General features: G+C 58.9%; 24 protein-coding genes. 18 read left to right on the top strand and 6 right to left on the bottom strand.

Annotated features, from left to right (window positions below; genetic code table 11):
• The first annotated feature begins 21 nt into the window (after positions 1 to 21).
• The 12 genes from WCL10_RS17035 (at position 22) to WCL10_RS16980 (ending at position 12,127) form a co-directional block, all read left to right on the top strand.
• Positions 22 to 1,122, top strand: coding sequence for a DUF475 domain-containing protein (locus WCL10_RS17035; protein WP_336896843.1), 1,101 nt, complete (start codon positions 22 to 24; stop codon positions 1,120 to 1,122).
• 126 nt (positions 1,123 to 1,248) lie between these two features.
• Positions 1,249 to 1,827 carry a TerD family protein gene (locus WCL10_RS17030; protein ID WP_292628994.1) on the top strand — a complete coding sequence of 193 codons (579 nt, stop codon included), beginning with the start codon at positions 1,249 to 1,251 and terminating at the stop codon, positions 1,825 to 1,827.
• A gap of 59 nt (positions 1,828 to 1,886) precedes the next feature.
• Positions 1,887 to 2,462, top strand: coding sequence for a TerD family protein (locus tag WCL10_RS17025; protein ID WP_336896842.1), 576 nt, complete (start codon positions 1,887 to 1,889; stop codon positions 2,460 to 2,462).
• A gap of 191 nt (positions 2,463 to 2,653) precedes the next feature.
• Complete coding sequence (locus WCL10_RS17020) at positions 2,654 to 3,661, top strand: ATP-grasp domain-containing protein (RefSeq protein WP_336896841.1); 1,008 nt, start codon at positions 2,654 to 2,656, stop codon at positions 3,659 to 3,661.
• Complete coding sequence (locus WCL10_RS17015; protein WP_336896840.1) at positions 3,658 to 4,788, top strand: serine protease; 1,131 nt, start codon at positions 3,658 to 3,660, stop codon at positions 4,786 to 4,788. Before WCL10_RS17020 ends, WCL10_RS17015 begins: the two co-directional genes overlap by 4 nt.
• Before the next feature lie 9 nt (positions 4,789 to 4,797).
• The gene (locus tag WCL10_RS17010; protein WP_336896839.1) at positions 4,798 to 5,883 is read left to right on the top strand and encodes a DUF4236 domain-containing protein; all 1,086 of its coding nucleotides are present in this window, start codon (positions 4,798 to 4,800) and stop codon (positions 5,881 to 5,883) included.
• An 81-nt stretch (positions 5,884 to 5,964) separates the two neighbouring features.
• Positions 5,965 to 7,125 carry a phosphoribosyltransferase domain-containing protein gene (locus tag WCL10_RS17005; RefSeq protein WP_336896838.1) on the top strand — a complete coding sequence of 387 codons (1,161 nt, stop codon included), beginning with the start codon at positions 5,965 to 5,967 and terminating at the stop codon, positions 7,123 to 7,125.
• Between the two features lie 204 nt (positions 7,126 to 7,329).
• Complete coding sequence (locus WCL10_RS17000; RefSeq protein WP_336896837.1) at positions 7,330 to 8,232, top strand: sucrose-6-phosphate hydrolase; 903 nt, start codon at positions 7,330 to 7,332, stop codon at positions 8,230 to 8,232.
• A complete protein-coding gene (locus WCL10_RS16995; protein ID WP_336896836.1) occupies positions 8,226 to 9,329 on the top strand; it encodes a cysteine protease StiP domain-containing protein in 1,104 nt (367 codons plus the stop codon). Before WCL10_RS17000 ends, WCL10_RS16995 begins: the two co-directional genes overlap by 7 nt.
• Positions 9,326 to 10,228, top strand: a complete 903-nt coding sequence (locus WCL10_RS16990) for an HpcH/HpaI aldolase/citrate lyase family protein (protein WP_336896835.1) — start codon at positions 9,326 to 9,328, stop codon at positions 10,226 to 10,228. The genes WCL10_RS16995 and WCL10_RS16990 overlap by 4 nt, the downstream gene beginning before the upstream one ends.
• Positions 10,229 to 10,310: 82 nt before the next feature.
• The gene (locus WCL10_RS16985; protein ID WP_336896834.1) at positions 10,311 to 11,477 is read left to right on the top strand and encodes a toxic anion resistance protein; all 1,167 of its coding nucleotides are present in this window, start codon (positions 10,311 to 10,313) and stop codon (positions 11,475 to 11,477) included.
• A 2-nt stretch (positions 11,478 to 11,479) separates the two neighbouring features.
• The gene (locus WCL10_RS16980; RefSeq protein ID WP_336896833.1) at positions 11,480 to 12,127 is read left to right on the top strand and encodes a hypothetical protein; all 648 of its coding nucleotides are present in this window, start codon (positions 11,480 to 11,482) and stop codon (positions 12,125 to 12,127) included.
• A gap of 258 nt (positions 12,128 to 12,385) precedes the next feature.
• On the opposite strand, the gene WCL10_RS16975 is transcribed toward WCL10_RS16980, so the two are convergent.
• From WCL10_RS16975 to WCL10_RS16960, 4 genes are all read right to left on the bottom strand, one after another.
• Complete coding sequence (locus WCL10_RS16975) at positions 12,386 to 13,945, bottom strand: IS66 family transposase (RefSeq protein ID WP_336896832.1); 1,560 nt, start codon at positions 13,943 to 13,945, stop codon at positions 12,386 to 12,388.
• A 31-nt stretch (positions 13,946 to 13,976) separates the two neighbouring features.
• Positions 13,977 to 14,333: an IS66 family insertion sequence element accessory protein TnpB gene (gene tnpB, locus WCL10_RS16970; protein ID WP_336896831.1), complete on the bottom strand. Its 357-nt coding sequence runs from the start codon at positions 14,331 to 14,333 to the stop codon at positions 13,977 to 13,979.
• Positions 14,330 to 14,773: a transposase gene (locus tag WCL10_RS16965; RefSeq protein ID WP_336896830.1), complete on the bottom strand. Its 444-nt coding sequence runs from the start codon at positions 14,771 to 14,773 to the stop codon at positions 14,330 to 14,332. Before WCL10_RS16965 ends, tnpB (WCL10_RS16970) begins: the two co-directional genes overlap by 4 nt.
• Positions 14,774 to 14,884: 111 nt before the next feature.
• Positions 14,885 to 15,910: an MBL fold metallo-hydrolase gene (locus tag WCL10_RS16960; RefSeq protein ID WP_336896829.1), complete on the bottom strand. Its 1,026-nt coding sequence runs from the start codon at positions 15,908 to 15,910 to the stop codon at positions 14,885 to 14,887.
• 141 nt (positions 15,911 to 16,051) lie between these two features.
• Between WCL10_RS16960 and WCL10_RS16955 the strand changes: the two genes are divergently transcribed.
• From WCL10_RS16955 to WCL10_RS16940, 4 genes are all read left to right on the top strand, one after another.
• Entirely contained in the window at positions 16,052 to 16,480 is a 429-nt protein-coding gene (locus WCL10_RS16955; RefSeq protein WP_336896828.1) for a transposase, read from the top strand.
• Positions 16,477 to 16,833: an IS66 family insertion sequence element accessory protein TnpB gene (tnpB, locus tag WCL10_RS16950; RefSeq protein WP_336896827.1), complete on the top strand. Its 357-nt coding sequence runs from the start codon at positions 16,477 to 16,479 to the stop codon at positions 16,831 to 16,833. Before WCL10_RS16955 ends, tnpB (WCL10_RS16950) begins: the two co-directional genes overlap by 4 nt.
• A 31-nt stretch (positions 16,834 to 16,864) precedes the next feature.
• The gene (locus WCL10_RS16945) at positions 16,865 to 18,415 is read left to right on the top strand and encodes an IS66 family transposase (protein WP_336896826.1); all 1,551 of its coding nucleotides are present in this window, start codon (positions 16,865 to 16,867) and stop codon (positions 18,413 to 18,415) included.
• 601 nt (positions 18,416 to 19,016) lie between these two features.
• Positions 19,017 to 19,856 (top strand): DUF2939 domain-containing protein, encoded by an 840-nt coding sequence (locus tag WCL10_RS16940; protein WP_336896825.1) that lies wholly within the window; start codon positions 19,017 to 19,019, stop codon positions 19,854 to 19,856.
• Positions 19,857 to 20,067: 211 nt separating this feature from the next.
• On the opposite strand, the gene WCL10_RS16935 is transcribed toward WCL10_RS16940, so the two are convergent.
• Both WCL10_RS16935 and WCL10_RS16930 read right to left on the bottom strand, forming a co-directional pair.
• Positions 20,068 to 20,322, bottom strand: a complete 255-nt coding sequence (locus WCL10_RS16935) for an AlpA family transcriptional regulator (RefSeq protein ID WP_292629019.1) — start codon at positions 20,320 to 20,322, stop codon at positions 20,068 to 20,070.
• 43 nt (positions 20,323 to 20,365) lie between these two features.
• A complete protein-coding gene (locus WCL10_RS16930; RefSeq protein WP_336896824.1) occupies positions 20,366 to 20,809 on the bottom strand; it encodes a helix-turn-helix transcriptional regulator in 444 nt (147 codons plus the stop codon).
• A 360-nt stretch (positions 20,810 to 21,169) separates the two neighbouring features.
• Here WCL10_RS16930 and WCL10_RS16925 point away from each other — a divergent pair, with 360 nt between their 5' ends.
• Positions 21,170 to 21,499 carry a hypothetical protein gene (locus WCL10_RS16925; RefSeq protein ID WP_336896823.1) on the top strand — a complete coding sequence of 110 codons (330 nt, stop codon included), beginning with the start codon at positions 21,170 to 21,172 and terminating at the stop codon, positions 21,497 to 21,499.
• Positions 21,500 to 21,527: 28 nt separating this feature from the next.
• Positions 21,528 to 21,815: a type IV conjugative transfer system protein TraL gene (traL, locus tag WCL10_RS16920; protein WP_292629025.1), complete on the top strand. Its 288-nt coding sequence runs from the start codon at positions 21,528 to 21,530 to the stop codon at positions 21,813 to 21,815.
• Positions 21,816 to 21,821: the final 6 nt, after the last annotated feature.

Here is a 21,821-nt window from a genome sequence, read left to right as displayed (position 1 = left end):
TACAGAATTGGAAATCGCCTCATGCAAGCCTTTCGCGGCTCAATTATTGTCACAATCGTCTGCCTTATCCTCGCCGGCGTTCTCGGCTACGCAGAAACCGGTCTTCTGGGCACCGCTCTGTCGATGGTCTTTATCGCTGGCGTGCTCGGCGTGATGGAAACCTCACTCAGCCTTGATAATGCCGTCGTTAACGCCTCGATTCTGAAGGACATGGATGAAAAATGGCAGCGCCGTTTTCTAACTTGGGGCATCCTCATCGCAGTGCTCGGGATGCGGATCATTTTTCCAATCCTCATCGTCTCGTTCGCTGCGATGGTCACACCGTGGGAAGCTGCGCGCATCGCAACGAGCGACCACAAGCTCTACGAAGAGATCGTGACTGGCGCTCACATTGGTATTTCCGGCTTCGGCGGCGCTTTCCTTATGCTCGTGGGCCTAAGCTTTTTCTTTGACGAAGATCGCGAACACCACTGGATCGGCTTTGTCGAACAGCCGCTTTCGCTTCTCGCCAAGCTCCCAGGCGCTCCATACATCGTATCCGCGGTGCTCATTGGTGCACTGTCATTCTGGCTTGAAAAGGCCGAACAGCGCACCTTCCTCATCGCCGGTTTCTCGGGAATTGCCATCTTCTTCCTCGTACAGAAGTTCGGCGATTTCATGGGCGGCGAAGAAGATGCCGCTACCGGCAAAATCGTTCGCTCGGCCGCGGCCTCTTTTGTGTATCTGGAGTTCCTCGACGCCTCGTTCTCGTTTGACGGCGTGATTGGAGCCTTCGCTATCACCAACGATATCCTTCTGATTGCGCTGGGCCTTGGCATCGGCGCCATGTTTGTCCGCTCAATGACGGTTGCGCTCGTAAGGGGCGGGCATCTCAGCGAATTCCGATTCCTTGAGCCAGGCGCTTTCTACGCGATCCTTTCGCTGGCAGTGATTATGCTGATCAGCATCCGGGTCCACACTCCAGAAGTTGTCACCGGCCTGGTCGGCGCGCTTATAATCGGCCTCTCACTCTACGCCTCGATCCGCCACAAGAAGCTTTTTCCGCACGAGTACGAGGAAGATGGTGACGCCGATGTCATTCTGCCTACCGGCGATGTGATCCCTGGTGGCCGTACCACATGAAATTAAAATGGCGGGGCTCAATGCCGGGCCTTATCAGCACTTGCACAGTCTATTTTGCTTGAGCTCTCATTGGGGCTTTCGCGATCACCCTCATTCACTAACGACAATATGGAAAGGACAAAACCCATGGCAATCTCGCTTTCGAAGGGCGGCAACGTCTCGTTGTCCAAGGAGGATCCGAGTCTCGACGAGATCATGGTCGGCCTTGGCTGGGATGCGCGCGCTACTGATGGTCAGGACTTCGATCTCGATGCCTCGGCATTTCTTCTAAAGACGGACGGCAAGGTCCGCTCCGATGCGGACTTTTGCTTCTACAACAACATGAACGTTGCCGCGGGTGCCGTCATTCACCAGGGCGACAACCGCACTGGTGCCGGCGAAGGCGACGACGAGCAAGTCAAAATCACACTCTCGAAGATGCCGGCTGATATCGACAAGGTCGCGATCGTCGTCACCATCCATGAGGGCGAACTGCGGGGTCAGTCCTTTGGCCAGGTATCGAATGCCTTCATCCGTCTCGTGAACGTCAAGACTGGCGCCGAAGTCGTCCGTTTTGACCTGTCGGAAGACGCCTCGGTTGAGACTGCGATGATTCTCGGCGAGGTTTACCGTCACGGCAGCGACTTCAAGTTTCGTGCGGTGGGACAGGGTTACAGGGGTGGCCTTGGCCCGCTCGCAACGAATTTCGGCGTCAATGTTGGCTAATGCTTGAGTGGGGAGCAATCCCCTCCCCTCCCCTTCCAACCTGAAAGGATTCCCACCCTATGGCAGTCTCTCTCGTCAAAGGCGGCAACGTAAACCTAAGCAAGGAGGCGCCCGGCGTCTCCTCCGTCACCGTCGGCCTTGGCTGGGACGCTCGAAAGACCGATGGTCAAGAATTCGACCTAGACGCCTCGGCGTTCATCCTTGGCCAGGACGAAAAGGTCCTTTCGGACTCGCACTTCATTTTTTTCAATAACAAGGTCTCGCCCGACGGATCGGTATCCTACGGCGGCGACAATCGGACCGGCGCGGGTGATGGCGATGACGAGACCATCAGGGTAGATTTCGTCAAACTGCCCGAGAACGTGAAGAAGGTTGTAATCGCTGTGACGATCTATGACGGGCAAGTGCGCAACCAGAACTTCGGCATGGTTTCAAATGCTTATGCCCGCGTTATCAATGACGCTGACGGAAAAGAACTTGCTCGGTTCGACTTGAGCGAAGATAGCAGCACAAACGCTGCCATGATCTTCGTGGAGCTTTACCGAGTAAGCGGCGAGATCAAAGTCAAGGCAATCGGCGAAGGCTGGACCAGCGGCCTTGCGGGCCTTGCTGGTGCCATGGGCGTCAACGTTTAAGCCGCTAACTGAGACAGGATCCGGCGGCAGCCTCAACTCGTTGCCGGCCCTTGCAACTTCATTGCAGGAGCAGCCCATGCCAACCATGTCGCCCGGCTAGAAGAGCGCCTTTTTGGATCTGGGCAACACGCGCTGCAGGTATTCGGTCGCCGCGCTGAGTATGACTTCGCTTTCAAAAGCTCAGGATAATAATGCGCCTTTGGTTCAATCGTGGCTTCTCGCTCGCTCCCATCGCAAAGGCGATGATGGCTGCCGATCCTTCGCTTGAGGTGATCATCAGCGTGGCCCCAAATATGCCAGTCTATGCCGGTCCTAAAGAGACCTGGATCGAACCAAGCCTTGATGACGAGGCTTATGTCAGGTGGGTCAGAAAACAGATCATCGACAACAAGATTGATCTGTTAATACCCACGCGTCGTCGCAAGCTTCTAGCCGGTGCCGACCTGCCATGCGCGATACACCTCCCAGCAAACATCGCGACGATCGAACTTCTAGAGGACAAGTATGCCTTTGCCAACGCACTCGTGGGCGAAGGGTTTCACCTCCAGACACTCAACGTTGAAAGTGCAGCTAACCTCGAGGAAATGCTCCCGAAATTCCAAGCCACCCTCGGAGACAATCTGCCCTGCCTCAAGCCTCGGCTTGGCGTGAATGGGCACGGCTTCTGGAAGCTCACCAAGGGATCAGCACTTTCACACATTATGAATCCTGATGCTCGCACAATGCACCAGGACCTGTTTCTCGCAGCGATGCGGGCTCAGGAGGCCAAATCGCCGATCCCGCCTTTCGTTTTAATGGAGTACCTCCCAGGGCCTGAGGTGTCTTTCGACGTATTGTGCGACCTGGGCACGATCCTGAAGTTTGTGGCTCGAACCAAAGAGGCTTCGCACCAGCGGTTGCAGACATCCCACCCCCTCGAAAGCGCAGCGAGAAGCCTCGTCGCACGCTTCTGCTTGCACGGTGTGGTGAATATCCAGTTCCGCAAAGCCAAGAATGGCAGCTGGAAAGTGCTGGAGATTAACACACGCCCAGCAGGCGGATCGGTGTACGGCGAGGAGTTTGGTAGCAGCTTGCTCGGGGATTGGGGCGGACTTCTTTCAGGTCGTTTAACCCGTGAGACGATCCAGCTCCCCGACCTCGACTTCAAGATCAAGACGACCGCGACGATTTCGTTGTATCCGGAAAGCCAGAGCTCATGAGCGAACTTCAGCCAGGCCAGCGATTCCGCCTGCCCACCCAGCGGGGACTTACAATCCGGTTCGAAGGACGCGATCATGATCGGCTCGCGGTTGCCGCAATTACAGTGCAGGGCAGAGCCGTGGCTTTCAACCACGACGGCCCGGGTCAGTGGAGCCTCGATTCGATCGATGTCCTCGAAGGCCACGGCGACATCGTTGCGTATATGACCGATGATACTCAGGGCGGTTTCACTAACTCCGCCTACCCTGTCAGCATGCAGATCGGCGGGCAGCACTACGTTTTTCCGGTCCCGCGCGAACAGCTCGCCGCAGTCATTCTGGGTGAAATCTACACGCGCGATGGCAGCCTGCGAATGAAGGCGTCCAACGAAGGATACACCTTTGGCATCGACGCTTATGTCCGTGCACGAAACTTTACCTCGATCAGCATTCCGCACCGAATGCGCCCAAGCATGGGCCGCGACGCACCGCTCCAACCCGAACCGGAGTTCGACAATCGCAGACCTTCTGGCAGCACGCTTTGCACCGGTAGCGGTGTAGTCGTCGGGCCAGAACTGATCGTCACCAATGCCCACGTGATCGAGAACGGCAACAGCTTTCAGATCGGCCGCACACGTCAGTTTCTGAACGTGCTGGCCGTAGACGAATTCCACGACCTGGCTCTGCTCCAGGGGCCGGTCCAAGGACAGCCTCTCCCGCTGCGTCTCACCTCTCCCCTGTGGCTTGGAGAGAGCGTCATGGCGTCGGGCTACCCGCTGATGGATCTGCTTGGAAGTGACTTGAAGGTTACGACCGGGAATGTCTCCGGGTTGGCAGGAGGTATGGGCGACGTCTCTCGCTTTCAGTTCACTGCCCCTATCGGGTCAGGATCGTCCGGCGGCGCGATCGTCGATGACGCCGGTAATGTCGTCGGCATCACATCAGCCTCGCTCGCCCATCGCAATGTCCGCGACCGCGGCAGCATCTCGGAGAACGTCAACTTCGGCATCAAGGCAAGCGTTGTCTTTGAACTGATCGCTGCGTCCGGCAAGGCCTTGCCCGATATCAATCCGCTCCACGACGCCAATCGCCGCGAAGTCGTCAATCGTCTCCGCGATTCCGTTATCAGCATCACCGTTCTGGCGTAGGGTTCATCCATGGGCTTCAGATTCCAAAAGCGCGTCACGCTCTTCCCGGGGCTTCGCCTCAACCTTTCGAAAGGCGGAGTCTCTATGAGCGCTGGCCCAAGGGGTGCCTCTGTCACAATTGGCAAGAGCGGCGTTCACGGAAATGTTGGCATTCCGGGGTCCGGCCTGAGCTGGCGCGAGCGCCTGGACAAGCCCAAAGGCCGCACACGTTCGCGCGACGATCGCTATTCTGACCAGCAACCTGGCGGGCCGCTGCCTTCAGTCCCCCCATTGCCTGCCTCGGCGCAGGCACGCATCGTCGGCAATGGCATCGAAATTGTCGATGGTAATGGGAATCCGATCCACTCCGCGCATCTGCCGACAGTGAAATCTCAGATGAAAGACCTCATAAAGGACCTGCTCGAGAACGACGCCAAAGCACGCAACCAACGCCTCGACGCGCTCCGACACCTCCATCACGACATCCCTCGCTCGGTGACTCCGACCAAGCCGAGTAGTGCTGGAAAGCCGCAAGCAAATCAGTACGGCTCGCACGGGGAATACATGGACGCTTTGATGACGTGGCGCGCCGCCAAGGCGAATGCCGGCCCCGATATGAGCGCGGTCGCAGACGAAGTTCTGCAAGCTCTCGGAGCACTAGCCTGGCCGGCTGAAACAAACATCGCACTCGACCTGGAAGACGGGAGGCTTTTGCTCGACGTTGATCTACCTGAGATCGAGGATATGCCCTCTACCCGCTGGAACGCGGTCGTCTCGCGCCTTGAGCTTGTCGAAAAGCCGATGAGCCAAAAGGACGTTGCTAGCCTTTACCTTGACCACGTTTCAGCTGTCATCACTAGGCTGATCGGACACAGTTTCGCTGCAGCAGGTGCCGTCCATACAGTCGCGCTTTCGGCTTATACCCAGCGTAAGATTGCAACCGGACGCCTGTTGGACGAGTACGTCGCGACCATCACGGTGACCCGAAATTCCTGGAACAACGTGGACCTTTCGCAGATCGCTGCGATCGAGCCCTACAACCTGCTGCGGCATCTTGGAGCTCGCATCGAGGCAAACTCGCGCGGAATGCTGGTGACACAGCCACCTCTGACCTAGGGGCCGGCTAGGCAGTAAAACTGTCTGATGCAATGAGGCTGCAATGCCATGGTCGTAACGTGGCACGGGAAGAAGAAATCAGTGACTGACCAGACGATCGAAGCCAAGAGTCGTACTAACCATGTGGCGTTACCGACAGGCACCCTAGTGCTCACCATTGATCATGGTCCCGAGATTTCGGAGCTCTGCGACTTCGCTGCACGCGCCAATCCAAAGCGTGGCTTCTTGGTTGTGTCTAAAGTTCTCGGGCGTCATGTCCCGGCGCGGCCGGTGCACATACGCGCCACCATGGATGCCATAGCCGCCACACTCAGCGCGGACTTGCCGCAGCCGGTCGTTTTTCTCGGGATGGCCGAGACCGCCACTGCCCTGGGCCAAGGTGTCTATGCGGCGTTTCAGGCACGAAACCCTTCGGTGAGCAGCGCCTATCTGCAGACATCCCGACAAAAGGTACGTGGCACCGACCCAATTACCAAGTTCGAGGAAGGGCACAGCCACGCGACCTCGCATCTCGTACAAATTGCCGACCCGGCGATTATCCGCAAGGTCAAGGATGCACGCACGCTTGTGGTGATCGACGACGAATGTAGCACCGGGAACACTTTCGTGTCGGCTGTCCGCAGCATGCTCGGCGTAATGAAAGAGCTTCGCCAGATCGAGACCTGCTGCATCACTGACTGGAGCGGCGGCGACTATTTGGCTGATATGCCGTATCCCGCGCGTCGGCACTCGATACTTTCGGGCTGGATGGAGTGGCATGCGAGCAACCCGGCCGAGCAATCCCACCAGCTTCCAGAAGGATCTAATGGCGCTGGAATCGCGCCCTCGACAGGTATGCGCAGCCGCTGCGGTCTGCACGCGCCAGAAGCCGCCGACCGCGTCCACGTCCATTGCCAGCCAGGCGAACGTATTCTGGTCCTCGGAGACGGCGAGCATAGCTACGAAGCTTTGCGCATCGCTGAGGAAATCGAGGCGCAGGGTGGCATCGCTGCCGTGCAGAGCATAACCCGCACACCTGCAATGGTAGGGCATGCGATGCGTTCGCGTTCGACCTTCACCGACGCTTATGGCTCAGGCGCGCCAACGTTCCTCTACAACATTCTCGCTCACGATCCCGACCGCGTCATCATAGCTGCAGAGCTGGTAGGCAACCAAGCCGCTGAAGCCGCCCGCGCGATGCAGGAGTTGGGACGTAACGTCCCGGTTCAGATAGTGCTTTGCCAATACCGTGACGAGGAGTGATGCGAAACCGGCATCAAAGGATGCATGCCGCTAAGCGGCATCTCCTGCATCTCGTTTTCAGCTCCGGAGGATCAGCGCGATCCTCCAAAGGCAACGGCCGATCGCGCTTGTTTGCGCTTTGGAGATCGTGCTTGAGGGAAGCGATGATCGGCAGCGTATTGGCTGTCCGCGATACCAGCGCTAGATTATCAAAGATGAATGCCGTTGGATTCAGCAATTTTATCAGATGGGGGCTTTTGCTGCAGGTCGCGCTTCGACACCTTGCACCACTTCAGCGAGGGGGGGCACAGCGCCCCAGATATTTGGCGAAAGAAAAACGTTTCGAGCGAAAGCTCATGGTTCGCGGTTCAGACCAAGCAAAGGCCTGACGACTCAATGTTGATCCTTACAGACCTCGATGACACCCTCTTCCAAACCGCACGCAAGTGCCCGCCTGAGGCGACCGACCTGCTCACGATGAGTTACCTCGCCGACGGGCAGGAAAGCGGCTTTGCGACCAAGCGGCAGCAGCGCATGCTCAACTGGCTTCAGCATGGCAAGGTTGTGCCAGTCACAGCGCGAAGCCGTGAAGTGTTGGGCCGCGTGAACATCGTGCAGAATCCTGCTGTATGCTCGAACGGTGGCTGCATTGTTGCGACCGGCGGCGAGGTTGATGCAGCTTGGCACGCCCACCTCCACGAAAAGCTGCGGCTTGGAGTTGCTCCAGCCGAAGTCTATGGTGCTTTATGCCATCACATCTCAGGGGCTGAGTATCGCCACTGGCTAGTGCAAGAAGGCGACCTCGACCTCTACCTAGTGGTTAAGAGCAACGTGGACGACGGCGAGATCCTTGAAGCGGTTGAGCCGGAGCTCAAAGCTTTCCTGCCCGATGGTTGGCGCTGCCATCGCAACGGCAACAACCTCGCGTTTCTCCCGCCGTGGCTAAATAAGCGCGATGCAGCCCACTACGTTATCGAAACTGCGCGCACCGGCGACCAAAACCTGTTGATAATCGGTATCGGCGATAGCCATTCCGACGTCGGCTTCATGGACCTATGCGACTACGCCATAACCCCAACTACCTCCCAGCTTTGGGCCCAAACGAAGCTGGGGAATGTTTGGTGCTGATAATTCACGACATGCAGAGCGCGCATTTCTCGGGCAGCTATAACCAAAGTGACGTCCATATCCTTCTCAAGCCTACAGTTATTTCACCCGTCTCGGTCGATCAGAAGGAAGCGCTCATCCAGTCAGGCGCGCGCCATTACTCCGAGATGCTCTCTGCTGAGAAACTGCCGGATGAGCGTTATCTTCAGCTCTATCGCGAAGCGCTCGAGCGAAACGCGTCGATCTTGCGGACCGATATCGAGCAGCTGGCAAGATCAATTGCCGAACGCCCGCAAACCGCGCGTGAATGCGTAGTCATCTCGCTCGCCCGTGCGGGCACACCGGTCGGTGTACTCCTCAAACGCGCACTGGAACGAATGGGCATCGAGGCTCACCACTATTCGATCTCGATCATCCGTGACCGCGGCATTGACGAGAATGCCCTTCGCTTCATCAAGCGGTGTCACGGGGTCACCACCTCGATCTTCGTCGACGGGTGGACAGGCAAGGGTGCGATCACCCGGCAACTGAGAGCTTCACTCTCGACCAGTGACATTGGCTTTCAACCCTTCCTTGCAGTTGTGGCAGATCCCGCAGGCTGTGCCGATCTGGCCGCGACCACCGAAGATTATGTCATCCCGAGCGGTTTATTGAATGGGATCGTTTCGGGGCTCATCAGCCGCTCGGTCCTCAATGACGAACTCGTAGGCCCTGATGACTTCCATGCCTGCACCTTCATGGAAGAGTACCGCGCTCATGACTTGAGCGCGGCATTCATCAGTGCAATCGAGGCCGCTCCCATCGCCCACACAAGGCCGACCGGCTTGCACCGGTTCGGCGCCAAGGCGGCTCGCGAGAGCTGCCAGGTCCTCTTGGCCGCGATTGGGGCTCAAGACGATATTGATGACGTTAACAGGATCAAGCCCGGGGTGGCGGAAGCGACCCGTGCCATTCTGCGCCGTGTCCCCGAGAAGCTTTATGTCGCCGATCTCGAAGATCCCGAGGTACAGCCGATTATTCACCTTGCACGTGCTGCGGGCGTTCGCATCCTTCAACGCGATCTGTCTACCTATCGCGCCGTCGCCGTTATCAAGAAGCTTGGAGGCGCATTAGAATGAGCGCAATCGCTTTGGGCGCCACCCTCTACATCCCCGTGCTGCGCCCGAACTTGATCGAGATTTGCCTGGGGAGCAATCCTGAGCTGCGATCAGTTGCCGTCTGCCTAGAGGACTCAACCCGAGAGGACGAGCTTGAGATTGCGCGTACTCGGTTCTCCTCCTTTCTGGTGGACCTCAACCGAATTACCCCACGGATCGCGATTTACGTCCGCCCACGTGACGTTGCGATGCTTAACTGGATGATTGCACAGCCCGGTATTGAAGCCGTGAATGGCTTCATCCTGCCCAAGGTGGAATCGAGCAGCATTGCCCACTGGCTCTCGGTCATGGTCGGAACGCAGCACACTTTTATGCCGACGATCGAAGGTGCCGAAGCCTTCGATCGCGCCGCGCTCGACCAGCTATGCAAGCAACTCTTGCCATTCCGCGATCGTGTCACGGCCATTCGCATTGGCGGCAATGACATCCTCAACATCCTAGGCGTTCGACGCTCAAAGTTCCGCACCGCCTATGATGGTCCCTTGGGGGCCGTTATCCGCGACATGGCCGCAACATTCATCCCAGCCGGCTTTTCTGTCGCCGCGCCGGTATTTGAGCACTTTAACGCACCCGATGTGCTTCGCGAGGAAGTCGAGCGAGACATCGAGCATGGGCTTCTGACCAAAACCGCGATTCATCCCCGTCAAATCGGTGTGATCCAATCGTGCTACCAGCCGTCTAGTTGTGACCTTCTTGAAGCACAGGCAATTCTGAATGCCGAAGCCCGGGCGGTTTTCGGATCGCAGGGGAGCATGTGCGAACCTGCGACGCACCGTCGTTGGGCGGGCAACATCATTGCCAGGGCACAGACCTATGGCGTCGACGAAAGCGATATCATCTCGCCAATGCGGATTGCCTGAGGGGCTCAAGCTTCCTGCGGTTGACTGATTGCATGCCGCACCACGCTGCTCTAATTTTGCCCCATCTTGCCTAAGGCTCGTCATGACTCAGCTGACACTCACTGCGCCCGATCCCGTTGCCGCTATTCCAGTTGAACAGGCCGCGGGCCTTGTCCCTGTGACCAATGAAGTTCGCATAGAGCTTCAGGGCAAGGTCAATGCATTTGTCGCCGACCTGTTGAAGCACGACAGCCAGAGCCCAGAGTTCGAAAAGGTCACTGGCCAGATTTCCAGCATTGGCCAGAAGGAGATTGTTGCTCTGTCGAGCGCCTCGAACCGCTTTCTCGACAAGCCAACCAAAGTAATGGGTCAGGAAGGCGGCGTCGGCCGCGCTCTGCTCGATCTTCGTATAGTCGTCGATGGGCTCGACCCGGGCCGCGACGGCGACCTGCTTAAGCCGCGCAAGTTGCTTGGCATCATTCCTTTCGGGAACAAAATCAAGGCGTACTTCGACCGCTACGCCTCTGCCCAGACCCATTTACAGGCCATCATAACAAGTCTCGTGAGAGGCAAGGACGAGCTGATTCAGGACAACATCGCGATAGAGACCGAGCGCGGCAAGATCTGGGAATTAATGGGCAAGCTCGAGCAGATGATAGTCATCACCAGGATGCTCGATACCCACCTTGACGAAAAGACGACTGAACTCGACCGCTCCGCTCCGGCCAAGGCCAAGGCACTGCGGGAGAACGCGCTGTTCAACGTGAGGCAGCGCCAGACCGATCTCCTGACCCAGATGGCTGTCTCGGTGCAGGGCTATCTTGCGCTCGACTTGATCAAGAAGAACAACGCCGAGCTCATCAAGGGCGTAGACCGCGCGACCACCACGACAATCGCTGCGCTGCGTACGGCGGTGACTGTGGCGCAGGCGCTGAACAATCAGCGTCTGGTGCTCAGCCAGATCACAGCCCTCAATACAACCGCTGCCAACCTGATCGAATCGACGGGTAATCTTCTGCGCACGAACACCGCAGCGATCAACGAACAGGCCTCATCGGCCACGATCCAGGTAGAAGTGCTTCAGCGCGCGTTTGCAAACATTTACGCTACGATGGACGCCGTCGATAGCTTCAAACTCAAAGCTCTCGACTCGATGAAGACGACCATCGACACACTCTCAGCTGAGACGACAAAGGCGCAAGGGTATATCGCTCGCGCCGAAGGGCAGAACCAGTCCGCAGCCAGTGATCTTTTCCTTTCTGCCAGCTGAGCATGTTGTGGGTCATTGTCTCCATCATGCTGTTTCTGGCCGCCATTCGGATGGTCTGGGTTGTCTGGCTGCGGGGACCGCCCCCTGCGAATTTCATTTTAGATCAAGATCAGCTAGGGTCTGCGAGTGGCTGGAGCGATGGTTTTCGAAATGGCGGAAGGAGCGAAATGAGCAACAACGGCTTCTTCACCCGCATCGGGAAGGCCCTGAGGGGGGAAGCGCCGCCATCAATGCCGTCGGCGCCGGCTGCGCCTGCTGTGCTGCCGGCCACGATTGACTACGAAGATGACCGGATCCCCAGTAGCGCCAAGGCTCGCATCAGACGTATTCTCGCAGGCCTGCTCGAGGTTGAAAACGCGCTCTTGCGGGAGGACATGCCAAATTTTTCCAGGGTGGATATCGACCAGATGCGCGAGCAGCATCTGCCCAAGCTGGTAAAGAGCTACATCGACATCCCAGAAGCGCATCGAGCCGAAATTTTCCGCAAAACCGGGAAATCGGCGAGCTTCATACTAGACGACAGCTTGGACCAAATGCAGACGCGCGTAGACACCATTCTTCGCAGCTTAGCACAGAAGGACATAGAAACCTTCACGAACAATACGAAATTCGTTGGCGAGCGCTACTCAACCAATAATCCTTTTGACTAAATTAGACCAATAGGCCTCGACATTGTGACAAATTACCAGATCTACCATCCGATTGACTGAGATTTTGTAACCGCTTCTGTCCAATTGAGGTACCCAAAATCGCCATATCTGACAGCATTTGGTGACGTAACGATTTAAAAAGCAGAAGCGCTAACGCTTCAACTCAAGGGGCCAGCTCGACCGAGTAGCGCCCGTCGGTCTCCGCGTGCAGGACGACATCACCGTCCCAGCCAGTCGCGTAAACCGTAACCGGTGTTTTCAGGCCACGGCGATCCAGGGCATGAGTTCGCCGACGCTGTTGGCTGGATGACCGTTGGCGAGCTTGGTCAGCGTTTCGGTCATCCATGCGTGCGGATTGATGTCGGTGATCTTGCAGTTTTCGATGAGCGTTGCGATCACTGCCCAGTTGTCGCCGCCCTCGTCAGAGCCGGCGAACAGCGCATTTTTGCGATTCAATGCCAGCGGCCGGATTGATCGCTCGACGGTGTTGGAGTCGAGTTCGACGCGGCCATCCCCGAGGAAAACGGTTAGACCAGCCCAACGGTTCAGCGCGTAGCGGATTGCCTCAGCAAGCTTGCTCTTCGCGCTGACTTGGCGAAGCCGGGCATCGAGGTAGAGGCGCAGATCATCGACCACGATGCGTGCGCGCTCGACGCGCAGGGCCCGGCGGTGCTCTGCCGACGAGCCGCGCACCTCGTCCTCGATAGCGTAGAGCATGGCAACGCGGCGCAGCACCTCGGTGGCGACGGGCGACTTGTCTGCCAGCTCGTAAAACTTCCGGCGCACGTGCGACCAGCAAAAGGCGAGCTGGATCTGCTGCCGACGCTTTGCCAGCGCAGCGTAGCCGCCATAGCCGTCGACCTGCAGGATGCCTGCGAAGTCGCGCAGATGCGCTTCGGCGCGCTCCGATTTACGGTCGGCAGCGTAGACATAGGCAATCATCGGCGGATCATTGCAACCCCAGGGCCGGTCATCGCGGGCATAAGCCCACAACTGGCCGGTTTTGGTCCGCCCGCGCCCGGGATCGAGCACCGGTGCCGTTGTCTCGTCGGCGAACAGCCGTTCCGATCGTCGCAATCGCTCGAGGATGTGGTCGCGCAGCGGACGCAGATACCAGGCGGCCCGCCCGACCCAGTCGGCAAGGGTGGAACGATCAAGCTGGATGCCCTGCCGGGCGTAGATTTGCGCTTGTCGGTACAATGGCAGATGATCGGCATACTTGGCGACCAGCACCTGCGCGATCAGGGCTTCGGTGGGAATGCCGCCCTCGACGATCCGCGCTGGTGCCGGGGCCTGAACGACCGCGCTCTCGCATGAGCGGCAGCCGTAGCGCGGACGGCGCGTGACCAGCACGCGGAAGGTGGTTGGCACAACATCGAGGCGCTCGGCTACATCCTCGCCGATCTGGTGCAGCGTATCGCCACAGCAGGGGCAAGCCTTGTTCTCGATATCGACGACCTGCTCGATCCGCTCCAGGTGTGCGGGCAACGAGCCGAGGTTGGACTTGCGTGGACGATCGCTCCTGGACTGTGGAGATGCCGCTTCGCGGGCAGCCCGGGCTTGACCGAGAGCCGTCTCGACATTTTCCAGGCCGAGCTGAAGTTGGTCGGGATCGAGTTGTTCGGACCGCGCACCGAACCGATGACGCATAAACGCATCGATGATCGACTGGAGCCTCTCGATCTCGGCATCGGCCTCGCCCTTTGCGAGCGCCAACTCGGCTGCTGCGGCACGTTCCGCAGCCAGTATGTGGGCCTGTTCGTGGGCGAACGCACGGAGCGCTTCGATGTCCTCGGGAAGATCCGCTTCCATAAGCATGGAAGCATTGAATCAGCAGTCAAAAGCCCCGTCAACCGGCAATCTGCGGGGCGATTGGACGTCGCCCGCTATGCACCCGACGCCAGTCCAGACCCTCCAGAAGTGCGCCGAGTTGGGCGGCCGTCAGTCGCATGACGCCGTCCTGGATGCCGGGCCACTTGAAGCCGCCGGACTCCAGCTTCTTGGCCATCAGGCAAAGGCCCGTGCCATCCCACCAGACGAGCTTGACCCGGTCCGCGCGCTTCGCCCGGAACACGTAGATCACGCCCGAAAACGGATCGCCGCCATACTCCTTGCCGACCAGTGCGGCTAACGCGTCCGGTCCTTTGCGGAAGTCTACCGGGCGCGTCGCCACCATCACACGCGCGTTGGCGCCTGGTCCGATCATCGGGTTGCCTTAAGCGCTTCAATCACTGCCGCGATCACGCCCGCATCGGCACCGCCGTTGATCTTCACCGCCACGCCATCGATCTCAAGCTCGACTGCACCCACCTTCGATCGCCGGCGCTCGATCGGACGGCGGGCTGTCGGGACGGGTTCATCAGCAGGAGCCGCCTCGACCACGGCGGGGACAAACACCGGTGCCGCTCGCAGCGGCACGCCGCGCTCTTCCATCTCCTTGCGCAGCTTCCGACGCCAAGTGAACAGTTGCGAGGGGCTGAGCGCGTGCCGGCGCGCCACCGCAGAAACCGTCTCTCGACCGGAAAAGCTCTCGGCGACAATCGACGCCCTTACTTCCTCCGGCCAATCCCGACGACGACCGATCCCGGTAAAAACTTCAAAGCGCTGGACACCACTGGTCCCAGCATCATCATATGACATCGTCATAGCACCAACGTCCTCGGCCCAATCAGGGCGCGGAGACTCGGCCCTGCGCTTCACACCCGCAAGGTGGGGCCGCGACGGCGCTTACCGTAAACCGCGCTGGTGATCTCTATCTCAGCAAATTTTCTTGACCCGATCAGCAACCTTAACTTGTGCCGGTTTGACCCGGCGATCCGTGACCGAGTGCGCGAGCAGCGTGACGACGTCGCTTCGGGGATGACCGTAGGCCCAGGCTGTCCATGGCTCTTCCGTCGTAGCAGGCCCCATCGAGATGACCGCAGCTTTTGGAGTCATCTCATTCACTAGCTCAGCGGTTGTTCCATTATGCGAGCCATGATGCCCAACCTCGTAAAAATCCACATCGAGCGCGTGAGTCCCGGCATATTTTTCGACGAGTGTCTCAAGCGCAGTCTCTTCCATATCGCCAGTGAAAAGGAATGACGCCTGACCATAGTCGATGCGAATGACTAGACTTTGATTATTGCCGTTTTCGAATTCACCGTCGGGCCAGCCTGGGTTCTGAGCATAGCTCGCAGACAGCACGCGAATGCTGGGATCTACATCGGGACAAGACACTGGATCGATCACCTCATTTGAAAGTCCGCGTGTCGAAGCATCGACCATCGCGTCCGTGACCGCGAGCGTTCGAATAGGCGGCATCTGGTGCACGCGCGCGTCCATCCACTTCGCGGCGACGCGTCCCGATCCGGTAAGTATGCCGTTGTGAATGTAACCGCCTATCGAAAAACGCTCCGCGATACGGCGCAAATTGCTATTGTGGTCAACATGCGTGTGCGTGACAAACACCGCTTCAAGGCGCTTTTGAAGGTCTGGCCGCCGCGCAAAGAATTTGTCGAGATAGTTTAGCAAGTGATCGCCTGCAGCGGCGCCCCGTCCGCCGGCATCGATCAGAATGGCCGCGCACGGGAATTCGACAAGCGCCGCAGCGCCTTGATCAACATTGATATAGTGGACCGCCATCGCTCCAGCGGCAGTGCCAGCAGCGACTAAGTTTTCCGTTGACCAGTCGGGCGGATCGCCAGCTCGCCGCTCGACGAATGTAAAGTATACCCATCCAATGCGGCCATCTTTGAGCGCAACGCGGTAGTAGCCACTTTGCCTGGCTCCCTTGTCGAGCAAGCGCAAAACGGTGCCGGGCGGCGGATAGGTTGTAAGCGCTGTCCGGCCCCCACCTTGCGTGGGTGATGCCCAGCGTGGAGTTTGCGCGGCCTGATTTGGGCCGAGGGCGCTACTCCTATGATAATCCCGTGTGATGATCCTGTGAGCAAGGGGGCGCAGAGGTTCGAGATATTCACGGGCAAAGGCAAGCGCCGGGATTGGCCGCCGGAGGTCAAGGCCTCGATTGTCGCTGAATGCTATGCTGGCGGCGAGCGTGTCGGCGCTGTCGCGCGGCGACACGGCCTCGATCCTTCGCAGGTCTATGCCTGGCGGAAGGATTTGAGCAAACAACTGGACGACCTTGGATTGGCGCCTCCCTTGGCAGAGCCGGTCAGCACGATGTTCGTGCCAGCAGTGGTCGAGCCGGCCACGCGACCAGAACCATCACCTGCGCGTCGCGCCCGTCGCAGGCGGCGCAACACAGCGGCTGCTGTCGAACTGGAGATTGATGGTGTCGCGGTGAAGATCGCGCACGGCGCCGATGCCAGTGTGATTGCGGCCGTCATCGAAGCGCTCAAGGCAACACGATGATCGGACTTGGCGCCGGCGCGCGCGTGATGGTCGCGACGCGCCCGGTTGATTTTCGCAAAGGACCCGACGCTTTGGCCGCGCTGGTTGGTGCCGAGTATGGTGGGGATCCCTTTTCCGGCGTGATCTACGTGTTCCGAGCCAAGCGCGCAGACCGGATCAAACTGGTCTGGTGGGACGGTACCGGCCTGTGCCTGATGGCCAAGAAACTTGAGCAGGGCGGCTTCAAGTGGCCGGGCATTCAGGATGGTGTGATGCGGCTGACGGCGGCGCAACTGGGTGCGCTTCTGGAAGGGCTGGACTGGCGCCGAGTGCATGGTGGACGCAAGCCCATCGCCCCGCAAATTGCCGGTTGACGGGGCTTTCGCCTGCTGATTCACTGCATCCATGCTTATGGAAGCGGACCTTCCCGAAGACGTTGAAGCGCTGCGTGCGTTCGCCCTTGAGCAGTCCCGCAAGCTCGCCGAAGTCCTGGCCGCCAAGGGCGAGGCAGACGCGGAGATCGAGCGGCTGCAGTCGATCGTCGATGCCTTCATGCGCCACCGGTTCGGTGCACGTTCCGAGCAACTTGACCCTGATCAGTTGCAGCTTGGCCTTGAAGATGTCGAGACGGCGCTGGGCCAGGCTCGTGCGGCACGCGACGCGGCAACCGGCCAGTCCAGGTCCGACCGACCCCGCAAGGCCAACCGCGGTTCGCTGCCTGCGCATCTCGAGCGGATCGAGCAGGTTGTCGATATCGAGGAAGTGGATGGTATCCGGGCTTGCCCTTGCTGCGGCGGGGCGCTCCATCAGATCGGTGAGGACGTTGCCGAACGTCTTGACGTAGTGCCGATCACCTTTCGCGTCCTGATCACCCGCCGGCCGCGCTACGGCTGTCGTGGATGTGAGAGTGCAGTGGTGCAAGCCCTGGCGCCGGCGCGGATCGTCGAGGGCGGCATTCCCACCGAAGCGCTGATCGCGCAGGTCCTTGTCGCCAAGTACGCCGATCACCTGCCATTATACCGGCAAGCCCAGATCTACGCGCGGCAAGGTATTCAACTGGATCGCTCAACGCTGGCGGATTGGGTTGGCAGAGCAGCATGGTATCTGCGCCCCTTGCGCGACCACATCCTGGAACGATTGCGACGATCCGAGCGATTGTTCGCCGACGAGACCACCGCGCCGGTGCTCGATCCCGGGTGCGGCCGAACCAAGACCGGGCAGCTGTGGGCCTATGCGCGCGACGATCGCCCATGGGGCGGCGATACCCCGCCAATGGTCGCCTATGTCTATTCTGCCGACCGCAAGGGAGAACGGGCCGAGGCCCATCTCGGCGATTTTGCCGGTATCCTGCAGGTCGATGGCTATGGCGGCTACACCGCACTGGCCAAGCGCCGGCAGCAGATTGTGCTCGCGTTCTGCTGGGCACACGTCAGGCGCAAGTTTTACGAGCTGGCCGACAATTCTCCGGTCGCCATCGAAGTGCTGCAGCGGATTGCGGCACTCTACAAGATCGAGGACGAGGTGCGCGGGGCCTCTGCCGAACAGCGCCAGCAAATCCGGCAAGAGCGCAGCCGCGTCATTATCGACGACTTGCGGATCTATCTCGAGACCAAAAACCGCCAGGTTAGCGCGAAGGCCAAGCTTGGCGAAGCCATACGCTATGCGCTGACGCGCTGGGCCGGGCTCTCACGGTTCCTCGATGACGGCCGTGTCGATCTCGACAGCAACGCCGTCGAACGCAGCATCAGACCGCTGGCCCTGAACCGCAAAAACGCCTTGTTCGCTGGGTCTGACGAAGGCGGCGACAGCTGGGCGGTGATCGCCACGCTCATCGAAAACTGCAAGCTCAGCGGCATCAACCCGCATACCTGGCTGACGCAGACGCTCGAAAAACTAGCCAACGGTCATCCGGCAAACAGCGTCGGCGAACTCATGCCATGGATCGCCGTGGCCTGAGAACATCGCTTACGATAGGTTACGACTTGGCTGACCCGCGATGGGGTCTCGCGCAGTGTGACGTGGCGCTTGATAACTAAGTGGTCGGCCCACGCGGGGCTCGCCGCAAAGAAGGAACACAACAACGCCAATAGACCGTGCAGCACCCAACGCAACCGCGAGACGCCACGCGACCACTGAAACCGATCTAACGTGCAGTTCAAATAAGATGGCTTCATTGTACGCCCCCTCAAACAAATCTAGCACTGAACTTATTCTGATTAAGTCACGAACGGAGTTAGCAGATGAACCTACTTTGGGACGATCCTTACGATCATACCAAACCAGCTTAACTGGCAACACCCCTCCTCCGCTATAGATTTTTTCCTTAGGGGGAATGGCGTGAACTGGGCTGCCGGCGGACTGCCCGATTTTGGCGGATGCTTGGTGGAGGCAGATGACCGATTCGATGAAATCGCGGTGAGTAAAGCAAGGCTTTATGCCGGATTATCAGGACGCGACGATTGCTGTCACATTGGGATTGGGTCAGGCACCTCATTCGACGTCCGCTGGCGCGACTTATGTATCCGCACTATCGTCCACTAGGATAAGAGGAGGATGAATGCGCAATCGTGTGATTCTGATCGTAGGTGGACTGCTCTTCATCTTCGGCATTGCCTACTTCGGCTCGCCATACCTAGCCGCCCGGAATCTCCAAGAGGCCGCCAAGTCGGTCGATGCAGACGCGCTTGAATCGTCCGTCGACTTCCCGGCCGTACGCGACAGCCTGAAGTCCCAGCTTAACGCCGCCATGGTGAAGAAGATGAGCGAGGATAGCAGCATGAAGTCCAACCCGTTCGTCGGGCTCGGGCTGATGATGGCCCCTGCCATCATCGACCGCATGGTCGATTCATTCGTCACCCCTGACGGCATTGCTGCAATGGCGCGCGGACAGAAACCTAACGAGGGTAAGTCCGACGCTAGCAATCGAATTACGTACTTCTATAGCTGGGTGAACATCGATCGGTTTCGGGTGCGGATGCGCAATACTGAGGAAGCTAAGGACGGGCCATCCCTACTCTTCGAACGGCGCGGGCTGTTCTCTTGGAAGCTAATTCGCATCGAGATCAGCGACCTGATGAATGGAGCATCTGCTTCTCCCGCAGGTTCCACGTCGTCACTGCTATCGACCACTGCTCCAACGCCCGGTGTCCCGCCGACGCCCGAGACACTATCCACAACTTTAAATCCGATGGCTACGGACGACGATCTGAAGAATCAGTGGGGAGCGCTGAACGAGGAGTGCCGAGGCGGCCAGCATACCCCAGAGGACGAGATATGCTCCGGTCGAGATAGGATGGAGACGGTACTTCAGAGTCGGGGTTGGTGCTGGGCTTATAGCGATACCGACATCGTCCCGGCGGACTACAATTGGCACAAATGTGATGTCACCCGCCCATAGCCGAGGATGCGCGCGGGAAGCTGCGACACGCAGGAAGGTCGGCTTTCCAGAACAAGCTCTGGACCGCTAAAGCGTCAGCAACCTAATTGCACAGCCCCACTCCTTCAATGCGTCAATGAAGGTTCTATTACCACAACCTCCTTTCCAAATTGGTCGGGCCGTACTCGATAAATTAATGCAGATTAGCTCGCGCAATTCTTACCGGCTTTTTTTATTGTCCTAAGCAGCTCGCACTTCGAGCGATAGATCGAACCCAGTCGTCAATCTCGGCCTCGATCCATACCGCACACTTCGGCCCAAGCGATCTTGATTTGGGAAACCTGCCTTCGCTCATGCGCTGATAGATGGCCGAGCGCTTCAGTCCGACACGCGCCATTACTTCGGGCAGGCGCAGAAGCCGGGCTGGCGGAGGGAGCGCCGGTTGCGAGGGGTCAGCGGGACTATGTATCTGGTCAATGGCAGTCATTGGTCATCTCTTCTGAAACTGGGACCCCTCCGAGGCTCAGACATTACCGGGGCAAAGCCATAGAGATGTCCCGGTTGGCAATATCGTCGATGTGCTTCGCCAGCATGCGCGCAACAAGCTGCGAAGTGCCGTTCGCCCAGCGCGGCCTGAGGTCCTCGATCCTGCGTCCCAGCGTGCGCTGGAGGTGAACCGGCAAACTGCTGAAGAATTCTTCGAGGAACTCACCCATCTCGCTGCGCATCCACTCGCAAGCCAGCTCCTCCTGTCCCGCCAACGCCAGGATCATGCTGGCTCGGGAATAGGCGCCGCAGACTTCGAATATGCGCGCGGCTTCATCGAGCCCGATAGGGCGTTCGCCGCGCATGATCCGAAGCAATGTCTCCCGGTGCATTCCGGCTTCGCGCGCGACCTGGTGCCGCGGCTTGTCTATGCCCTCGACCGCGTGCGTCAGGACACGCGCAAGACTGTCGTTTGCCTTGCCGAACATGGGTGAAACTTGATGCATGCGAACTCTCCTTGATTGGTGAGTCGCAGGCATATCCCGAGAAATGTTCTGTAGGAAAACAAAAAGAACAAAACACGAATTTCTCGGTTATCGGCGAATCACTCCCATAGTTCGATTCGCCGGCAATCTTCGACCAGTCAGCTGGGGAATTCCGTCAAATAAACGCCTGTTCTCCGCTGCTATGCGCCAACCTCGCCGACACGGGCACTTTGAGCTGTCCGCATTCATCCGGCTTGCTCGTGGTTCCTCACTTCACTCTTTCCTACAACGTTTTCCTAGATGCATGTGGACTGCACAGCAACCGCAAGGCGGCTGTGTTCACCCCTCCAGATGGAGCTTCATATGCAGTCCCTTACCCCTCCCCGGCGCCTTGGCGCCAATCGCATCGGCAAGACCCTCAGCATTGCCATTCCTGTTGCAATTGCGGCGCTCGCGGCAAGTGCGGCTTATGCTGGCACGGACGCGACCTTCACCCCTGCCCTTACCAAGTTCACCAACTTCCTGCAGGGATCGGGCGGCAAGATCATCACCGTGCTCAGCCTGGCGAGCGGTCTGATCGGCCTCGCATCCGGACGCTTCTCCCTCGGTCAGGTCGCCGTTCCGGTCGGCGTCGGCATCGGCGTCGGCACGGGTGTCCCGATCGTCACCTCGGTCGTTACCGCGATCATCTGACGACCGGGCACGGGAAGGCAGCGCCGTCATGGCAGACCCTTACATCATCCCTCGCCGGCTCGACGACCCGGAGCTTATCGGCTTCTGGACCATCGACGAGTTTGCCGGAATGATTGTCCCCTTCACCTGGGGGATCCTCAGCCAGCATATCTTTATCGGCATCGTTGTCGCCTTCGGCGCCTGGTTCGCACTGCGAAAGGCAAAAGCAGGACGCACCAGCGCCTGGGTAGCCCATGCCGCATATTGGTATCTGCCGGCCGGATTTCTGGGCCTCAAGTCGACGCCGCCTTCCCACTGCCGCTTGCTTGCCGGTTGAGGGAAG

It is taken from the genome of Novosphingobium sp., assembly GCF_037133355.1.
In the GTDB taxonomy this organism is placed as follows: Bacteria; Pseudomonadota; Alphaproteobacteria; order Sphingomonadales; family Sphingomonadaceae; genus Novosphingobium.
Note: the sequence above shows the minus strand (reverse complement) of the source record. Positions and strands in the feature narration are given on the sequence as shown.